11 protein-coding genes are annotated in these 16,008 nt (G+C 67.9%); 6 read left to right on the top strand and 5 right to left on the bottom strand.

The features are described from left to right. Positions 1-70 precede the first annotated feature (70 nt). Entirely contained in the window at positions 71-1,630 is a 1,560-nt protein-coding gene (locus MED01_RS27355; RefSeq protein WP_238671397.1) for a carboxypeptidase-like regulatory domain-containing protein, read from the bottom strand. 132 nt (positions 1,631-1,762) lie between these two features. Continuing rightward, positions 1,763-2,131, bottom strand: a complete 369-nt coding sequence (locus MED01_RS27350) for a recombinase family protein (RefSeq protein ID WP_238671396.1) — start codon at positions 2,129-2,131, stop codon at positions 1,763-1,765. 199 nt (positions 2,132-2,330) lie between these two features. Here MED01_RS27350 and MED01_RS27345 point away from each other — a divergent pair, with 199 nt between their 5' ends. After that, the gene (locus tag MED01_RS27345) at positions 2,331-2,918 is read left to right on the top strand and encodes a hypothetical protein (protein ID WP_238671395.1); all 588 of its coding nucleotides are present in this window, start codon (positions 2,331-2,333) and stop codon (positions 2,916-2,918) included. Positions 2,919-2,989: 71 nt separating this feature from the next. Here the strand turns inward: MED01_RS27345 and MED01_RS27340 are convergent, their stop codons facing one another. After that, positions 2,990-4,198, bottom strand: coding sequence for a PucR family transcriptional regulator (locus MED01_RS27340; RefSeq protein ID WP_238671394.1), 1,209 nt, complete (start codon positions 4,196-4,198; stop codon positions 2,990-2,992). Between the two features lie 803 nt (positions 4,199-5,001). Between MED01_RS27340 and MED01_RS27335 the strand changes: the two genes are divergently transcribed. Next, entirely contained in the window at positions 5,002-6,552 is a 1,551-nt protein-coding gene (locus MED01_RS27335; protein ID WP_238671393.1) for an OmpA family protein, read from the top strand. A gap of 345 nt (positions 6,553-6,897) precedes the next feature. Here MED01_RS27335 and MED01_RS27330 read toward each other — a convergent pair whose 3' ends face one another. Continuing rightward, positions 6,898-8,019 (bottom strand): NAD(P)/FAD-dependent oxidoreductase, encoded by a 1,122-nt coding sequence (locus tag MED01_RS27330; RefSeq protein WP_238671392.1) that lies wholly within the window; start codon positions 8,017-8,019, stop codon positions 6,898-6,900. 207 nt (positions 8,020-8,226) lie between these two features. Next, a complete protein-coding gene (locus MED01_RS27325) occupies positions 8,227-8,889 on the bottom strand; it encodes a DoxX family protein (protein WP_238671391.1) in 663 nt (220 codons plus the stop codon). A 384-nt stretch (positions 8,890-9,273) separates the two neighbouring features. Between MED01_RS27325 and sigJ the strand changes: the two genes are divergently transcribed. The 4 genes from sigJ (at position 9,274) to MED01_RS27305 (ending at position 15,995) form a co-directional block, all read left to right on the top strand. After that, on the top strand, positions 9,274-10,158 hold the full coding sequence (gene sigJ / locus MED01_RS27320) for an RNA polymerase sigma factor SigJ (RefSeq protein WP_238671390.1): 885 nt from the start codon (positions 9,274-9,276) through the stop codon (positions 10,156-10,158). 193 nt (positions 10,159-10,351) lie between these two features. Then, on the top strand, positions 10,352-12,466 hold the full coding sequence (locus tag MED01_RS27315; RefSeq protein WP_238671389.1) for an MMPL family transporter: 2,115 nt from the start codon (positions 10,352-10,354) through the stop codon (positions 12,464-12,466). A 295-nt stretch (positions 12,467-12,761) separates the two neighbouring features. Further along, positions 12,762-13,304 (top strand): pyridoxamine 5'-phosphate oxidase family protein, encoded by a 543-nt coding sequence (locus MED01_RS27310; RefSeq protein ID WP_238671388.1) that lies wholly within the window; start codon positions 12,762-12,764, stop codon positions 13,302-13,304. A gap of 201 nt (positions 13,305-13,505) precedes the next feature. Beyond that, positions 13,506-15,995 carry an excinuclease ABC subunit UvrA gene (locus tag MED01_RS27305; protein ID WP_238671419.1) on the top strand — a complete coding sequence of 830 codons (2,490 nt, stop codon included), beginning with the start codon at positions 13,506-13,508 and terminating at the stop codon, positions 15,993-15,995. The last annotated feature ends 13 nt before the right edge of the window (positions 15,996-16,008 follow it).

Below are 16,008 nucleotides of genomic sequence, written 5' to 3'. Positions count from 1 at the left end.
CGGAAGTCGGCAATGAACGCTGATCCGGCCCGGACCGGGGTGCGCGGGCGGCGCCGGTGCTCGTCCCGGCTCAGCCCCACCGGCCGGGAAAGTTGACGGTGAACGGCGAGGTGCCCACCCGGATGGCGGACGCGTCGACCTGCCGGACGTAGTTCGGGTAGCAGCGGTCGGGGTGCAGGCAGAGCCGGACCCGCTGGCCGGGCAGGAGTCGAGCGTCGTACCGGCCGTCCTCGACGTTCTCGTCGACCGCGACGATGTCGCCGGTGTCGGCGTTGTAGACGTAGACGGGGTAGCTGTAGCCGTACACCGGGAGGCCGTTGGCTTGGCCGGAGACGGCGGTGCCGGCGCTCATCCGCTCGTTCGCCACGGTGATGCCGCCTGCGACGACCTTGATCCGGGTCGCCTTGACGCTGTTCGGCGCCCCACCGGACCACTGGGTGGCGTAGACGCTGTTGGCGCCGCCGTTGCCCGGTGGGATGAACGCCAGTGACCACTCGTACGGGCCGAGCCCGCTGAAGGTGTACGAGCCGTCGCCAGGAACCTTCCGGGTGGTCTCATACCAGAACGGATCGTAGGTCGTCAGCGCGACGGTCACCGACACCGGCTGGCCGGTGACCGCGTCGGTGATCGACCCGGTGATCGACCCAGCCCGGTCCAACAGGATGTCGGGCAGCGTGGTGATCCCGGGCCCTGGCGCGACCACCACTGCCTTGGTCCGGTCGCCGGTGCCACCGCTCGGGCCGACCCACTGCGCGCCGTGCCCCACGGCCGAGCCGCCGGCCCAGATGTTGTACCGGTCCGGGTGGAGGCTCCGGAACCGCACCATCCCGTTCTCGTCGGAGATCTCGTTGGCGTCATAGATGTCGGGGAACCGCTTGTCCACCGAGATGGCGATGATTCCCGCATTGGGCACCGGCGCGCCGGTCGCCCGGTCTCGCAGTGTCACGCGTAGTTCGTTACCGGGCGGCTGGACCGGCAGCGTCGCGTGGGTCACCCGCCCGGCGACCGCGTTCGCCTCGACCATCCCACCCTCGTGTACGCCGTCGTTCGCGGCACCGGTGAATCGGTAGTGGCCGGGCGGCACCTCCAGGTCGACGTACCCGTTCGGGAAGGTCCCGGCGGGGTTGGTGCAGATGAGGCCGAGCTCCATCGGGTCCTGCACACAGAAGTTCCGCACCTCGGCGCCGGTGGCCGCGTCGGCCGCGACGAACCGGATCCGGCCGGCCGGAGGAAGCACGTCGTCGACGACCAGCCGGCCACGGGTCGGCACGGTGACAGCTCCCCAGGGGAATCCGAGCCGGCTCGGGTAGTAGCGGGGCCGGAACACGCCGGGCAGTTGGTTGGTGATCCGGTAGCGCCCGGCCGACACCCCGGACACCCGCCACCGGCCAGCCCGGTCCGTGGTGGTCGAGTAGGTCGGATGCTCGGCGCCGGAGTCCGGCGCGAGGGTGACCCTGACCTGGCCAGCCGGTCGGCCGGACCGTTCGGTCAGAGTGCCGCTGACTGTCGCGGTGGCGCTACCGGCCCGTACCGGCGCGACCGTACCCAGCACCGCGTCGACGCCGAGCAGCAACAGTGCGCACAGCGCCGCCAACAGGAGGGTCGCGGGACGTGCTATTCGGCTGTCCATCGTGGTGGCACCTCCGGAATCGGCAAAGCTCGGCTCGCTCGCGCACGTCAGGGCAGCGTAACTTTGGCCATCATCACCTCAAGTCATGTGATGAACACGGACAGCGTCGGTTTTCGAGGCATCTGCAACTCGCTAGCGACGGTCAGGGCGCCGCCAGCCGCTCAGCGTGAGGAGGACTTCGTCGGTACGGGGCTTGTTCCAGACCTGCCGGCCGGTGTAGCGGGGGTTGGTGAGGATGACGCGGACGGTGCTTTTGGACCAGGCGATGCCGCTGCGATGTCGGTTGCGGGCGCGGTCGTGCGCCGAGGGGCAGGGCATCGTGTTCACGATTCCGGCGCTTGCCCGGGTCGCGGCCCGGGCCAGTGCGGAGCCTCCGACCAAGGCGATGTCGCCGTCGCCGGTTGCCCTCAACGTCTCGATCGTGGTGGCCAGATCGGTGGTGGCCAGTCGCGCGCCCGACCAGCCGAGCGGTTCCCGCGTTCGCCAGCGGCCGAAGCCCAACGATCGTCCGCCCGGGGAACATCAGTCCACATGTCACGGTGCGGTGCCGGCCGTTGTGCGTCATGACAAGTCAGGCGTCGATTAGGGGGAAGGTTTGCGATCGTTCACGAAGACGTCGGCACGCCCGTCGCTGAATAGTTTCCCCACCATGTTTTTCCGATTCCCCTGCTACTGCGGGGAATGATTGTAGGAGGGGAAGATGCTCAGACGTCACGTGCTCGGCATCGGGCTTGCCGCACTGCTGGCGGTCTCCGTGGCCGCCGTTGCTTCTCCGGCCAGTGCAGCAGGGTCTGCGATGGCTGCCGGGGCGATCCCCCAGCCGGTGCTCGATGCGGCGGAGGCTCTGGCCGGAGGGCAGGTCGTAGCGGTAACACCTACGTTCAGCCGGAAGCCGACCACTCGTAAACCGGTCGCGGCAGCCGCCGAGAATGTGATCACCTGCACCGCGCGGGCCCAGTATCCACATGCGTCGACCGGCGGCAACGGCATCCCGGGCAGCATCGACGGCAAGGCGGATTCGTGGTGTGACGCGCCAATTCCGTACATCGGTGCTCAGGCCGAGTTGTACCAGTACGTCCCAGGCAGCGGCTTCTACCTGGTGTCGGTCGGAAGCCTGAACTCCGGCCCGGGGAACAAAACGTACACCGGTGTCGCCTTCACGATCTGCCAGAGTGTGCCGAACTACTACGTCACCAAGGGCATCCACACGTACACCGCTCCCGGCGGCTACTACCCACCGTCACTGACGCTGACAACACAGTCGCCCATCGTGCAGGTCACCTGCTGAGGAGGCCGCACGGATCAAACCGGCCGGCCACCGCAGTGCCAGCGGGGGCCGGCCGGGTACGCCCGGCCCCGTCAAGCCTGCCGCAGCCGATCGGCGATCGTCCAGGCGACGGCGGCGGTCAGGATCCGCACGCCGCGGGTCGAGGCGGGACGCAGCCCGATCAGCTCTTGGACGCGCCGTAGGCGATAGTCGAGCGTGCGGGCGTGGACGCCCAGCGCCCGTGCCGTCGCCGGTCGGGACATGTCGTGCAGGTAGTACGCGTCGAGGGTGCGGATCAGGTCCGGACCGGCTTCGAGTCGGGTGACGAGCTCCCGCAGCCAACTGTCCATGTGTGGCGAGTGGGCGGCTCCGAGTTCGACGAACCTGTCCGCGACGCTGTAGAGGTGCTGGGGTCTGCGCTCCGCCGACGTCAATCGGCTGATCTGTCGAGCCTGGTCCAGCACACCGGCCAGCTGGCCCACCGCTCCGAGGGCCGCGCCGGCAGCGCACCCACGGCCGGAGTCCACGGCGACGCCACGGACCAGGTCCAGGGTGCGATCCGCCACCCGACCGTGGACCCCACCGTCGACGAGCCAAGCCGAGGTGGCCGCCGGTGCGTCGACCGATGCCGGCGTGACCAGTACCAACTCCGCCGGCCCGAGCCAGGACATCGGGATCCGCCAGGACGCCAGGGCTGTCGCGACGATGCGTTTCCGCTCCGGGGCGGCCAGGCCCGGCGGGTCGAACCGAACAACCGTCACTAGCCACCGATGCCCGAGACGTACGCCGGCCGCCCGAGCGATGCCCACCGGCGGTGGTTCGTCGGCCAGCAGCGACCGCGCGAGCAACTGGACCTGAGCCGACATCGACCAGGTCTGTGCGACGCCACCAAGGTACCCGTCCAGGTAGGCGCAGCGGGCTCGGTTGCCCTCCCGCCCGAGCCAGTTGGCCATGTGGAGCACGTCCTCGGTGTTAGCCGGAGCAGCGGTCTCCACCACATCGCGCAGCATCAGTGCGGTATGGGTGCTGAGCGCCTGCCGCTGCGACGCCAGCGAGAGCCGATCCTCGCCTCGTCGTCGGCCGACGTCGCCGATGGCCGCCAGGTCGTCCTCGTCGAGCGACGTGTCGTCCCGTACGCGCTCCAGACTCACCCGTCGGATGAAACGCGCGAAGTCGAGCATGTGCGCGAGCTGCTCCGGTGACGGCGACGCGTACTCGGGCACCTCGCGCTGGTAGGTGTTGACGGCGCGCAGGGCATTTACGTCAATCCGCCGCTGGAGCGTCACGATCAGGTCAGGCACGACACCTCCTGTGTGGGACGTCGGACGCCTTTCGATTGATGTTCGCCGATCGTATGGCCTCGCTGAGGGTCGACTTCGGTAAGTATTGCCCGTTCCGGTCGGCCGCTACGGCGATGGCCCGCAGCGTCGGAGAGCCCACCTGCCGCCGTAGCGCGCGGAGTCGATCGCGCAGAGCTGGGATCGGGTCACTCACCGTCACATCAGCAGAGTACTGCCACGGCTCCTCGAGGGCGTCCGATGTTCGGTTGCGTTCGACCGGACCACCTCGGACACGTGGTTCGCGATCGTGACGGCACAGACACACGCCGAGCTTGCTGAGGAGTAAGGATGACGGAGATGCGCGGTGTTGCCGTCGCAATAAGCCGACTTGGTGCGGCTGGCGCGGCATGGTGGCGGCGGCGGAAGCGCCGACAGTGAGCGCGATTGTGGCCGGCGCGGTCGTCGTTCTCGTCGGGGCCTTGTCGCTCGTGGGGTGCTGCGCCAAGGACCGCGCCGCGATCTTGACGATGCCGTCGCCACAAATCTACCCGTAGCGATCGTTCTAGTTGTAGTGAGCGCTACAGGATGCGCCGGCAACCTTCACCCTGGATAGCCCCGGCGCGGAGGTGGTCGTGGCTCGTGGCTGTCACAAAACGGGGTGGAGCTTCGTCGAGTGCGTGTGGTGAGACCAAGGTTGAAAGCCAGGAGTCGGGCATAGGCCGGAACAACGGACGCCGCCCGATCCGAACGACCCCGTGCGTAAGAACCTGCTGCGCCACCCTGGGTCCACCCGCGACCAACCGCACCGACCGCAAACGAGGATCATGACCAAGCTCCGTCATTTCCGACGTCAGGACGCCTCCCCCAGGTCTAGCCGGAGGCTGGCCCTGAGCGCCGTACTCACCCTGGCAATGATCGGGTGCGGGGGACCGCCGAACAAGGACTCCCCGCCGCCGCCCGCCTCAAACACTCCGTCCGCCACCTCCACCTCCACCGCCACCACCGGCACGGCCCTGGCCGAAACCCGCAGCACCATGACCGAGAACCTGAAGGTCGAGGTCGTCGGCCTCAACCGCGTCGAGGGCAGGCACCTCATCGCTCAGATTCGCCTGTCCAACACCGGCACAGAGAAGCGTCTGTCCTGGGCTGGCGAGATGGGCGACCACACGCGCCCGCTTGGCGAGATCAAGTGGGCCTCCGGCATCGGCATCCTTGACGCGCAGGCCCGCACCTGGCTCCTGCCGTACAAACCCGCCGGATCCCCCTGTCTGTGCAGTGGCCTGGACCGCGACGGCCTCGGCCATTTCATCGACCCCGGCCGGTCGATCACCGTCTACGCGGTGCTGCCCGCGCCGTCGGGCAACCCCGCGACGACCGTCGTCGTCACCCCAGTGGGCCCGCCGATGCTCGACGTGCCCATCAGCGACGAAGCTCCGGTCGGTGACTTTCCCGACCCCGATGCCGAACCCGTCACCCCGGTCACCCGCCGCCTCATCCTCCCCTCCGAATCACTGGACAAGTCGGAGGAGACCGCCGACGACGGCAAGGACCTGCAGGTCAACCTCTCCGCCGACGTGCTGTTCGCGGTGGACAAGGCCACCCTCACCCCCAAAGCCAGGTCGGTCATGGCCCGCACGGCGAAGCTCATCGACGCCTCGCCCGCCACGGTGGTGACCGTGGCGGGCCACGCCGACTCCTCCGGCACTGACGCCATCAACGACCCACTCTCGCTGCGCCGCGCCCAGGCTGTACAACACGCCCTGTCCGCGCTGCTGACCAGAGACGGGGTCCGCTTCCAAACCGAGGGGTACGGCTCACGCCGCCCGCTCTACAGCAACGACAGCGACGAGGGAAAACGCCGCAATCGCCGCGTCACGGTGACCTTCCCCAAACCTCAACCCGCTGCCCAGGAACCGGTGGCCACGACCACCACCGGCGCGACCGACCTGACCGGCAGCGCCAGGGCCGACGGTCAGCCCATCGCGATGGAGGTCACCGGCCTGCGCCGGCTACCCGGAGGCCTCGGCCTGCTCACCTACAAGATCACCAATGAGGGCTCGTCCGACGCCTGGTTCAGAGACCTACACCACGCTCAGGACTGGGAGGCGTACAAATACCAGGCCGCCACCAACGTCCGCGTGACCGACCTCGTGGCCCGCCGCCAGTACCTGCCCGGCCGCATCGAGGTCCCCACCGACGACGGCGTGGACTTCTACTGCGCATGCACAGCCGTCTCCGGCGTCCGCATCAGCACCGAGAAGTTCCCACCGGGCCAGACCCGCGAGTTCTGGAACCTCTTCGCCCTGCCCGACACCGCCGCCACCCTCAAGGTCAAGATCGGCCCGTTCCGCGATTTCCAGGTTCCCGTCCAGTAACGGCATCCCGCGCTGCCTGCCACTTCAACCCATCAGGACGATCACCCTGTTGACCATCAGGAAGGACCTCGTGAAATCTCGATACATCCTGTCCGGACTGGTCGCGGCGGTGCTCACCGGCGCTGCGTCCCTGACGCTCGCCGCCTCGAGGTCGCCGGTGGGTGACGGGTAGAGGTACACCGATGACGCCAGCTCGGGAATGCCTTGCTAACGGCGTTCCCGGCGATCTTGGTTAGTAGGGGTCGGCGGGAAGGAAACGATCGGCATCAGCCACGTCATGCTTGCCGTCAGCGTGCGCCACAACGTCACCTCCACGATGACCGACACCACTGCCGAATCTTCCCCTCAGCGCACGGGGCCGGGGTGGCGCAGGCGGTGCATCGTGCTGCGGCTGATCGCCTCCTTGAAGGCGATGGCGGTCCGGCCGGTGAGTACCGCATCGATCGGGGTGTCATCGGCTCGGGTGAACTGGGTGATCCCGTCCCGTCGGCCGAGGCTGATGTTCTGCCAGACGTAGCGGATCCGAAGCGACCGCGGCGTCCGTCCGTCCAGCACGGCCGCGATCGCGTCTGCCACGTACAGACCCATCGGAAGGCCGGTCTGGCAGGACATCCGGGTCTCACCGCCGAATGCGGGTGCCGCCGCGGCGTCACCGATCCCGTACACCTGCGGGTGCGACACCGATCGGCAGGTCTCGTCAACGATCATCCGGCCACGGCCGTCGACGGCGAGACCGGCCCGATCGGCCAGCGCGGACACCCGGAAACCTGCCGTCCATACGACGACCTCCGCGTCGAGATCCCGCCCGTCGTCGAGGCGCAGGCCTGCCGCCGAGACCATCTCGACCTGAACACCCTGGTGGACGCCAATGCCCATCCGGTCGAACGCCCGTCCGAGGTGGCGCCTGGCGGGCGGAGACAGCCAACCACCGACGGCGTCATTCGTCACCAGTTCGATCCGTAGCCCCGGATATGCCTCGGCAAGCTCGGTGGCGGCCTCGATGCCGGTCAGGCCACCGCCGACGACGGTAACGACATCGCCGGCCGAGGCACCGAGCAGATGCGACCGGAGCCGCTGCGCCTGAGCCGCCTCGGCGATCGTGAACGCGTGCTGCCGTACCCCCGGCACGCAGCTGACGTCCGCGCCACTGCCCAGTGCGTACACCAAGGTGTCGTAACCGACCGTGTACGGCTCGGCGTCCAGTCGGACGATCCTGGCGTCGACGTCGATGGCGGTGACCCGGGCCACGACGAGTTTCACGTCGGCACCGTCCAGCATGGTTCGCAGCGGCCGGTCTCGCAGGGCCTGCCCTGCGGCGAGCTGGTGCAACCGGATTCGTTCCACGAATCGGTCGGTGGCGTTGATCAGCGTAACCTCGACGTCGGTGCGGCGCAGCCGGCGGGCGGCGCGCCTGGCGGCGCCGAGGCCCGCGTACCCGGCGCCGAGTACCACCAGGCGGTGAGTCATGGTCGTCTCCTTTGATATGCGCTGGTTGACGGGTGACGGGGCAGATTCGTGACCGTCTTCCAGTGCAGGCGTGATCTTCCACGGCACTGCGGGGTGCTGCGCGATCTGTCAGCCGTGGCATCACCTAGCGTCCTGAACGGTTCTGACACGGATGTCGTGCGTCCACGACCGGGCGAGGAACCGTCGCGCAACGTCGAGGCCTACTCGTTACCTGTCGATCCAGCCGAGCTCAACTGCCTGCTCGCGCATGACGTCTTCCATCACGGGCAGCGTCAGGAACGAGACGGCATACAGAACAACGATGAGACCGATCGGGACAACCCAAGCGCGAGGACGGGTTGCCCAGGTGCGGGGACGGATCTCCAAGGGTCCGACGCCATCCGGTCCAGCGTCGGCACGGCCGGCCCGACGGACCCGAGTCTCCGGAAGCCGGCGGTCGGCTGGCCTCAGCACCCACGACGCGATGGCGCACGTGCCGAACATCAACGGCACCCACCACGACTTGAGACCGTCACCGACTGCCAGATGCGACGCCACGGCACCCGACCACAGGAAGAGAGCGCCCACGTACGCCCATTCCTTGAGCAGCGGGAGCCCGGGCGCGATGATCGCGACGGCCGCGCCAGCCTGCCACGCGCCGAGAATGTAGGCGAAGAAGTGCGGGTACCCCAGGTGGTGCAACTGCACTTCCACCCATTCGATCGTCAGCAGGTTCCACACGGATCCAGCAGCCAACTCGAAAACGATTACAAACGTCGTGGCCCAAAAGGCGATGGCGCGGATCCGGCTCCAGGTCCAGCTGCTTCGTGTGACGGTCGCCAACTTCTCGTCGGTCGCTTCCTGGAACTTTCTGGTCGCTTCAGTTCGCATCTCAGTCGCCTCGTCAAATCGGTCTGATGTGTTGGAAATTGCAGGCTCGCAGTGGCAGTACACAGCCGGGGCCGGAAGCAGCTGTCCACGCCGGCGGTGTAGTCGGTGCCGTCGGGACGGGCCAGGGTTCCGGTCAGGTGCGATCGCCGGGACGGAGGGAACGGTCACGGTCTCACTGCGCTTTTGACCCGCTGGGTGGGGTGTTCGTCTCAGTGGTACGACAACCGGGCGCCTCGGAATGTGAGGCGACGCGCGAACCTCACAGTTCGGGGTGCTGTCTTGTCGAACCAAGTGAGGCAGATGCGACCGAAGGGAGTCGGCGACACCATGACCAGACGAACCGAGCCAGGACACGCCCGACCCGATCCGAGCCTGACTGCGGTCATGAATGAACGGCGTCAGCTGATCAATCTCGCCTACCGGCTCCTCGGCTCCCTGGCCGACGCCGAAGATGCCGTCCAAGAGACCTATGCCCGCTGGTACGCCATGGCCCACCAACAGCAGGAGGCGATCCGATCCCCCGGCGCCTGGTTGACCAAGGTCGCCAGCCGGATCTGCCTCAACCTGCTCTCCTCGGCGCGGGTTAGGCGGGAGACCTACGTGGGCGAATGGCTCCCCGAGCCGCTACCCGAACCCACAGAGTGGATCAGCGGACGGTCCGACGCCACCACCATCGACCCGGCCGACCGCATCACCCTCGACGAGTCGATCAACATGGCCTTCCTCGTCGTACTCGAATCGATGACCCCGGCCGAGCGCGTCGCGTTCATCCTGCACGACGTCTTCCGCTACTCCTTCGCGGAAGTTGGCGACGTTGTCGGCCGTACCCCGGCGGCGTGCCGGCAGTTGGCTTCCTCGGCCCGCCGTCGCGTTGCCGCGGCACAGACCCGCGGGACCTCGACAGCCCCACGCGCCGACATCGTCAGGAATTTCAAACAGGCATGGGAGGCCAAGGACATCAACGCCCTCATCGGCCTCCTCGACCCCAACGCCACGGCGATCGCTGACGGCGGCGGCATTGTCGGCGCCGTGCTCCACCCGATCGAAGGCGCCGAGCAGATCGGCCGCTCCCTGATCCACCTCGAGGGCAGACTTCGGAATCTGACGCTCCTGGAGCGTCTGGTCAACGGCCAACCCGGCCTGATCGCCCAGCAGGACGGCCTCACCGTATCGGTGTACGCCTTCGAGGTGGTAGGCGACCGGATCAAGCGCATCTGGGCGGTACGCCACCCCGACAAGCTCCGGCCGTGGACGGTGGGACGCCCGTAAGGGCTCCCCGCTTCGGCACGGCTCTCAACGACGTCTACCGCAACGTCAACGGCGCGCTGCTGTTCGCCGACAGCGACACCCCCTCACCGGCGTCGTCCTCGACGTCATTCCGGCCTGCGGCCAGGTATGCGGGATCGACGCGTCAGGAATCCCTACAAGCGTTCTCACGTCGACTGAGCACTGAGGAATCCCCATGTTGCGAAAAGTGATGACCTTGCCCAGTGGCAGGATTGCGAAATGGGCAATCGTGGCCATCTGGGTCGCCCTGATGGTGCCGGCCTTCCTGCTGGCCGGCAACCTGGGCGATGTTGAGAAGAACGACAGTTCGGCCTGGCTGCCCAGCAACGCGGAGGCGACCAGGGTCCTCGACCAGGCAAAGAAGTTCCAGCCCGCCGAGACCCTGCCCGCGATCGTGATCTACGACCGGCCCGAGGGCGTCACCTCTGCGGACATGGCCAAGGCCCAAGCCGACGCCGAAGCCTTCCAGGGCATCGAGAAGGTCATGGGGCAGCCACAGGGGCCGTCGAAGTCCCAGGATGGCAAGGCCATCCTGACCGTGGTCCAGGTTGACGACGGTAGTGAGGGCTGGGACGGGGCCCACACGGTGGTCGGCGAAATGACCACGATAGGTCGACAGAGCGCCAATGGTCTTGGGTTCCACGTCACCGGACCGGCCGGCTACGCATCCGACTCAATAACGGCCTTCAGCGGAGGAGGGGCCCTGGGGATGATCACGGCTTTGGTGGTGGTCGTCATCCTGCTGCTCACCTACCGCAGTCCACTGCTGCCAGTGCTGCCGCTCCTGACCGCAGGCGGCGCCCTGGTCGCGGCAGAAGCGGTGATCTACCTGCTGGCAAAGAACGCCGGACTCGTCGTCAACACGCAGACCAGCCTCATCCTGACCGTACTGGTGTTCGGCGCCGCCACCGACTACGCGCTGCTTCTCATCTCGCGGTACCGGGAGGAGTTGCGGCGACACGAGGATCGGCACGAGGCGATGGCTGAGGCCCTGTACCGCTCCAGCCCCGCGATCGTCGCCAGCGCAGCGACGGTCGCTGTCAGTCTGCTGGTGCTGGTGCTGGCCACGCTCAACTCCACACAAGGTCTCGGCCCGGCCTGCGCCATCGGCATACTCATCGGGCTGCTCGCTATGAGCACACTGATGCCGGCCCTCCTGGTCATCTGCGGCCGTTGGATCTTCTGGCCAGCCAAGCCGTCGTACGGTTCGGTCGGGACGGCTAAGGGCAGCATCTGGACGCGGATCGGCACCGCCATCTCCAGCCGGCCGCGAATGGTGTGGGTCGGCACCGCACTCGTCCTCGGCGTGATGACGATCGGAGTGACGGGGCTCAAGGCCGATGGGATCCCGAGCAAGGGCCAGTTCACCAACGAGGCGCAGGCGGTCGTGGGGGAGGAAATCCAGTCCAGGCACTTCCCCGCCGGATCGGGTGACCCTATCTACGTCGTGGCCAAGGCCGCCTCGGCGGAGCAGGTCAGGAGTGCGCTCTCAGGCATCCCGGGGATCGCCGACGTCGCGGCGCCAACGATCAGGGATGGCGACGTGTTCGTGCTCGGGACGCTCAATGACCCTCCCGGCAGCAAGGCCGCGATGCGCACTGTCGAGCAGGCCAGAACCGCGATTCACCAGATCGAGGGTGCGGATGCCCGGCTCGGCGGCAGTACGGCGATAGCACTCGACACGCAACAGGCGGCGGCCCGCGACGCCAAGGTGATCATTCCCGTCGTACTGATCGTGGTCTTTTTCATCCTCGTGCTGCTGCTCCGGGCCATCGTCGCACCGCTGCTGCTCATGGCAACGGTGGTGCTGTCGTTCGGAGCGGCCCTCGGCGTAAGCGCGTTGATGTTCAACCATGTGTTCGACTTCGCCGGGGCGGACGCGAACTTCCCACTCCTGGTGTTCGTGTTCCTGGTCGCCCTCGGGATCGACTACAACATCTTCCTGGTTACCCGCGTGCGGGAAGAGGCGCAGCTGCAGGGAACCCGATACGGCGCGCTGACCGGACTGTCCGCCACCGGCGGTGTGATCACCTCGGCGGGTCTGGTGCTGGCCGGTACCTTCGCGGCGCTGGGATCGCTGCCGTTGGTCTTCGCGGCGCAGCTGGGGTTCGCGGTGGCGTTTGGCGTGCTGCTGGACACCATGATCGTCCGCTCGGTCCTGGTCACCGCGCTGACTCTGGACGTGGGTCGATGGATGTGGTGGCCCAGCAGGCTGTCCAAGCACCACGAGCCCCTGCCGGCGACGGGCGGATCCAACCCCGAACCCGCCCTCGCGGGCGCGGGCGGGTGACATCCGTCCGGCACCGGCCCTCTGGCGTCGGCTGGGAGGTCCGGTTCCGGGGGTGACGCCGCTCGGGAAGCCAGCCGTGCGGTGCGCGGCCGGTAGCCGCAGGAGGCGGACGGCCAGTAGGCCGCGGCAGGGGCGGGCGGCCGCGTGGTCGCCCGCCTCCTGCGGCTGCGTCCGGTGGCATCCGCAAGATCGACGAGGATATGTGACACAAGGTGTCAGGTTTCGGATTGAGGATGGGGTTCATCGGACCGGCGTCGACGGCCCGCGTAGACCGACACCATGGACGGATAGATGGATGAGGAACAGCGTGCGCGAAACTCCAGAAGAGCTCAATGAGCTTCAGGCCCTCCTTGACGACTCCCTCTCCCGCTCCGCCGAGCACCTCCGCTCGATCATCAGCACCGAGCGCACCCTGAACGCTCAGCAGCTCACCCAGGTCCTCGCCGGCATGTGCACTCTCGCCCTGTCCACGGTGACGGCGAAAGGCGAGCCCCGGATCAGCGGTGTGGATGGGCACTTCCTACACGGAAAGTGGCACTTCGGCACAGCGCGCGGTGCCGCCAAGGCCCGCCACCTCGCGGCGCGGTCCGCCGTCAGCGCCGCACACATGCGCGGTGAGGACCTGGGCGTATTCACGCATGGCAAGGTGGAGACCCTCAACCCTCGGGACAGTGAGCCGGCCGCGGACTGGCCGGAACTGTTGGCGTACCTCAAGGATTTCTACGGCGATGACTTCTTCGACTGGGACAACGACGTCGTCTACTACCGGCTGCATCCGCACTGGATGACCGTCTTCGCCCCGGACACCGCGAAGCTCACTGCGGAATCCGAGACCTGAGCCGCAGTACGGCCGTATCGGGGTCGGGCGACGGGCTGACAGATCTAATGCAGCGACCGCTCAGCGCCACCGATGACGGCCTGCCGGGTAGTGGCGTGATCGACGTGTTCGGCACGGGTGGATGGGCCGCTGCGCCCAGGCCATGCCGCGTCGCGAGAGGGTGAACAAAGGTTGACCGCATTCGCACGGGACTTCGCGAGTATGGGACGCGAGACGATTGACGTGGTGGGGGCTCGTACCAACAATTTGCGGGACGTGTCCGTGAGCATTCCCAAGGGGCGGCTCGTCGCCTTCACCGGCGTGAGTGGCAGCGGCAAGACTTCGCTGGCCATCGACACCCTGCACAACGAAGCCCAACTGCGGTATCTGGAGGGGCTTTCGCCGTTCGTACGGCAGTACATAACGCAGCGTAATCGGCCGAAGGTCGACCGTATCCTGGGCCTCGGCGCGACGCTCGCGGTCGACCAGCGCCGTCTGAACCGTAACCCCCGTTCCACGGTTGCGACGATCACCGGCATCGACGGGCACCTTGGGCTGCTGTACTCGCGTCTTCCGGGGATCGGCACAGATTCGGCGGCGGCGGTTGAGGACGGGCATCTGACGACCGCTCACTTCGACCGCAATACACCGGAAGGGAGCTGTGCGGACTGCCACGGGGTGGGTGGGCGCTGGCAGGCGCAGGAGGACCTGGTCATCACCCACCCGGAGCTTCCGCTCTTCGAGGGGGCCTCGCCCTGGTACGCGAAATGGCGCTCGGGGGAACACGCGTTCATACCGGCGCTCGCCGAGAAGCGGGGCGTGGACCTCGGCTGGTCGTGGCAGTCGCTGCCTGAGGAGTTCCGTCACTGCGTGCTCCACGGCACGGGTGACGAGAAGATCGAGGCGACCATCGACATGACGAACAGGAATGAGACGGCCCTGGTGACCTACACCTCGAGCCAGCCGCTGCGGGGCGCGCTCGCCGAGGTGGAGCGGGTGTTCGTGAACGCCCAGACGTCCAGCGCCAAGCAGCGCTACCTGCCGTACATGCGCAAACAGCCCTGCGGCACCTGCGGCGGCAGCGGATACGACCAGGTGGCCCGGTCCGTGCGGCTCGGTGGACTGACCTACCCCAACCTGCTCGAGGTGGAGGTGCGGGAGGTGCGCGACTGGGCGAAACGCGTGGCGGACGAGCTGGACGCCCGGCAGCGTGAGGTGGGTGATCCGCTGCTGCAGGACCTCGGCCGCAGGCTCGGAATCCTTGACCGGCTCGGCCTGGCCCATCTTCAACTGTCCCGGAGCGCAGCGACACTGTCCGGGGGTGAGTTGCAGCGGACCCGGCTCGCCGCGCAGCTCAGCACCGAGCTGAGCGGCATCATCTTCGTCCTGGACGAGCCTGGCACCGGGCTGCATCCGGCGGACAAGGCACACCTGCTCGACATCGCCCTGGAGCTGCGCGAGGCCGGCAACACCGTACTCCTCGTCGAGCACGACCCTGAGCTGATCGCCCGAGTCGACTGGGTGATCGACATGGGGCCCGGCGCGGGCCGATTTGGCGGTGAGGTCCTCGTGTCCGGGCCTCCCGCCGACGTGGCCGCTCATTCCAAGTCACTGACCGGGCGCTATCTGGCCGGCGAGGGGCCGCGGCTGCACCGGGCCCGCCGCCCGGCCGGGGATGACACCGGCTGGGTGGAGCTGCACGGCCTGCGTGCGCACAACGTGTCCGCGAGCCTGGTGAGGTTCCCCGCCGGGCGGCTCACCTGCCTGACCGGCGTGAGCGGCAGCGGAAAGAGCAGCCTCCTCGCCGCGCTCGGGGCGAGCGTGGAGGCCGCCTTGAACGGGACGGCGACCGACACGGTGCGGGAGGTGACCGGCATCGAGGGTTTCAGCTGGGTCGCCGTCGTCGATCAGGAACCGCTCGGGCGGACGCCGCGATCCAACCCGGCTACGTACAGCAAGGCGTTCGACATCGTCCGCAAGCTGTTCGCCGAGACCGACGTGGCGCGCGGGCGCGGGCTCAACGCCTCCTGGTTCAGCTTCAACACCGCGGATGGCGGTCGCTGCGAGAGCTGCACCGGTTATGGTCGCAAGCTGGTCGACATGCACTTTCTGCCGGACGTGTGGGTGGTTTGCGACGCGTGCGAGGGTCGGCGCTACAAGCCGGAGGCGTTGGAGATCACGTACCGGGGGCTGGCCATCGATCAGGTGCTGGAACTCACCGTTGCCGAGGCCGTGGAGCAGTTCTCCGAGCCCCGGCAGCTCGTAGAGACCCTGGGAGCTCTGAACCAGGTGGGGCTCGGCTATCTCCAACTCGGCCAGAGCGCCACAGAGTTGTCCGGCGGCGAGGCGCAGCGGCTGAAGCTGGCGACCGCGATCCAGCGAGGTGCGGCGAGCCGCAAAGCCGGCCTTGTCGTTCTTGACGAGCCCGTCTCGGGCCTGCACCCGTCTGACATTCAGCGCGTGGTGGACGCGCTCGACGTGTTGCTGGACTCGGGCAACACCGTCGTCGTGGCCGAACACGACATCCCCGTCGCCGCATCCGCGGACTGGGTGATCGACCTGGGGCCAGGAGCCGGTCCGGACGGGGGCACGGTGATCGCGGCGGGCACGCCGGAGGCCGTTGCGACAGCGGACACCCCGACTGCCGGCTTCTTCCGGCGGTACGCGGCGGGCCTGCCGCTCCTGGCGGTGCGGGACGGCGCGCGCTGCTGAGGGGTCGGGACGC

The organism is Micromonospora alfalfae (assembly GCF_022230925.1).
GTDB classification, from domain to species: domain Bacteria; phylum Actinomycetota; class Actinomycetes; order Mycobacteriales; family Micromonosporaceae; genus Micromonospora; species Micromonospora alfalfae.
This window is presented reverse-complemented; position numbering and strand designations above follow the sequence as displayed.

What these genes read in the sequence shown, in the direction of transcription:
- MED01_RS27355 (WP_238671397.1), bottom strand. Translation starts at nt 1,630, where the DNA reads ATGGACAGCCGAATAGCACGTCCCGCGACCCTCCTGTTGGCGGCGCTG.
- MED01_RS27345 (WP_238671395.1), top strand. Translation starts at nt 2,331, where the DNA reads ATGCTCAGACGTCACGTGCTCGGCATCGGGCTTGCCGCACTGCTGGCG.
- MED01_RS27335 (WP_238671393.1), top strand. Translation starts at nt 5,002, where the DNA reads ATGACCAAGCTCCGTCATTTCCGACGTCAGGACGCCTCCCCCAGGTCT.
- MED01_RS27330 (WP_238671392.1), bottom strand. Translation starts at nt 8,019, where the DNA reads ATGACTCACCGCCTGGTGGTACTCGGCGCCGGGTACGCGGGCCTCGGC.
- MED01_RS27325 (WP_238671391.1), bottom strand. Translation starts at nt 8,889, where the DNA reads ATGCGAACTGAAGCGACCAGAAAGTTCCAGGAAGCGACCGACGAGAAG.
- sigJ (WP_238671390.1), top strand. Translation starts at nt 9,274, where the DNA reads ATGAATGAACGGCGTCAGCTGATCAATCTCGCCTACCGGCTCCTCGGC.
- MED01_RS27315 (WP_238671389.1), top strand. Translation starts at nt 10,352, where the DNA reads ATGTTGCGAAAAGTGATGACCTTGCCCAGTGGCAGGATTGCGAAATGG.
- MED01_RS27310 (WP_238671388.1), top strand. Translation starts at nt 12,762, where the DNA reads ATGAGGAACAGCGTGCGCGAAACTCCAGAAGAGCTCAATGAGCTTCAG.
- MED01_RS27305 (WP_238671419.1), top strand. Translation starts at nt 13,506, where the DNA reads ATGGGACGCGAGACGATTGACGTGGTGGGGGCTCGTACCAACAATTTG.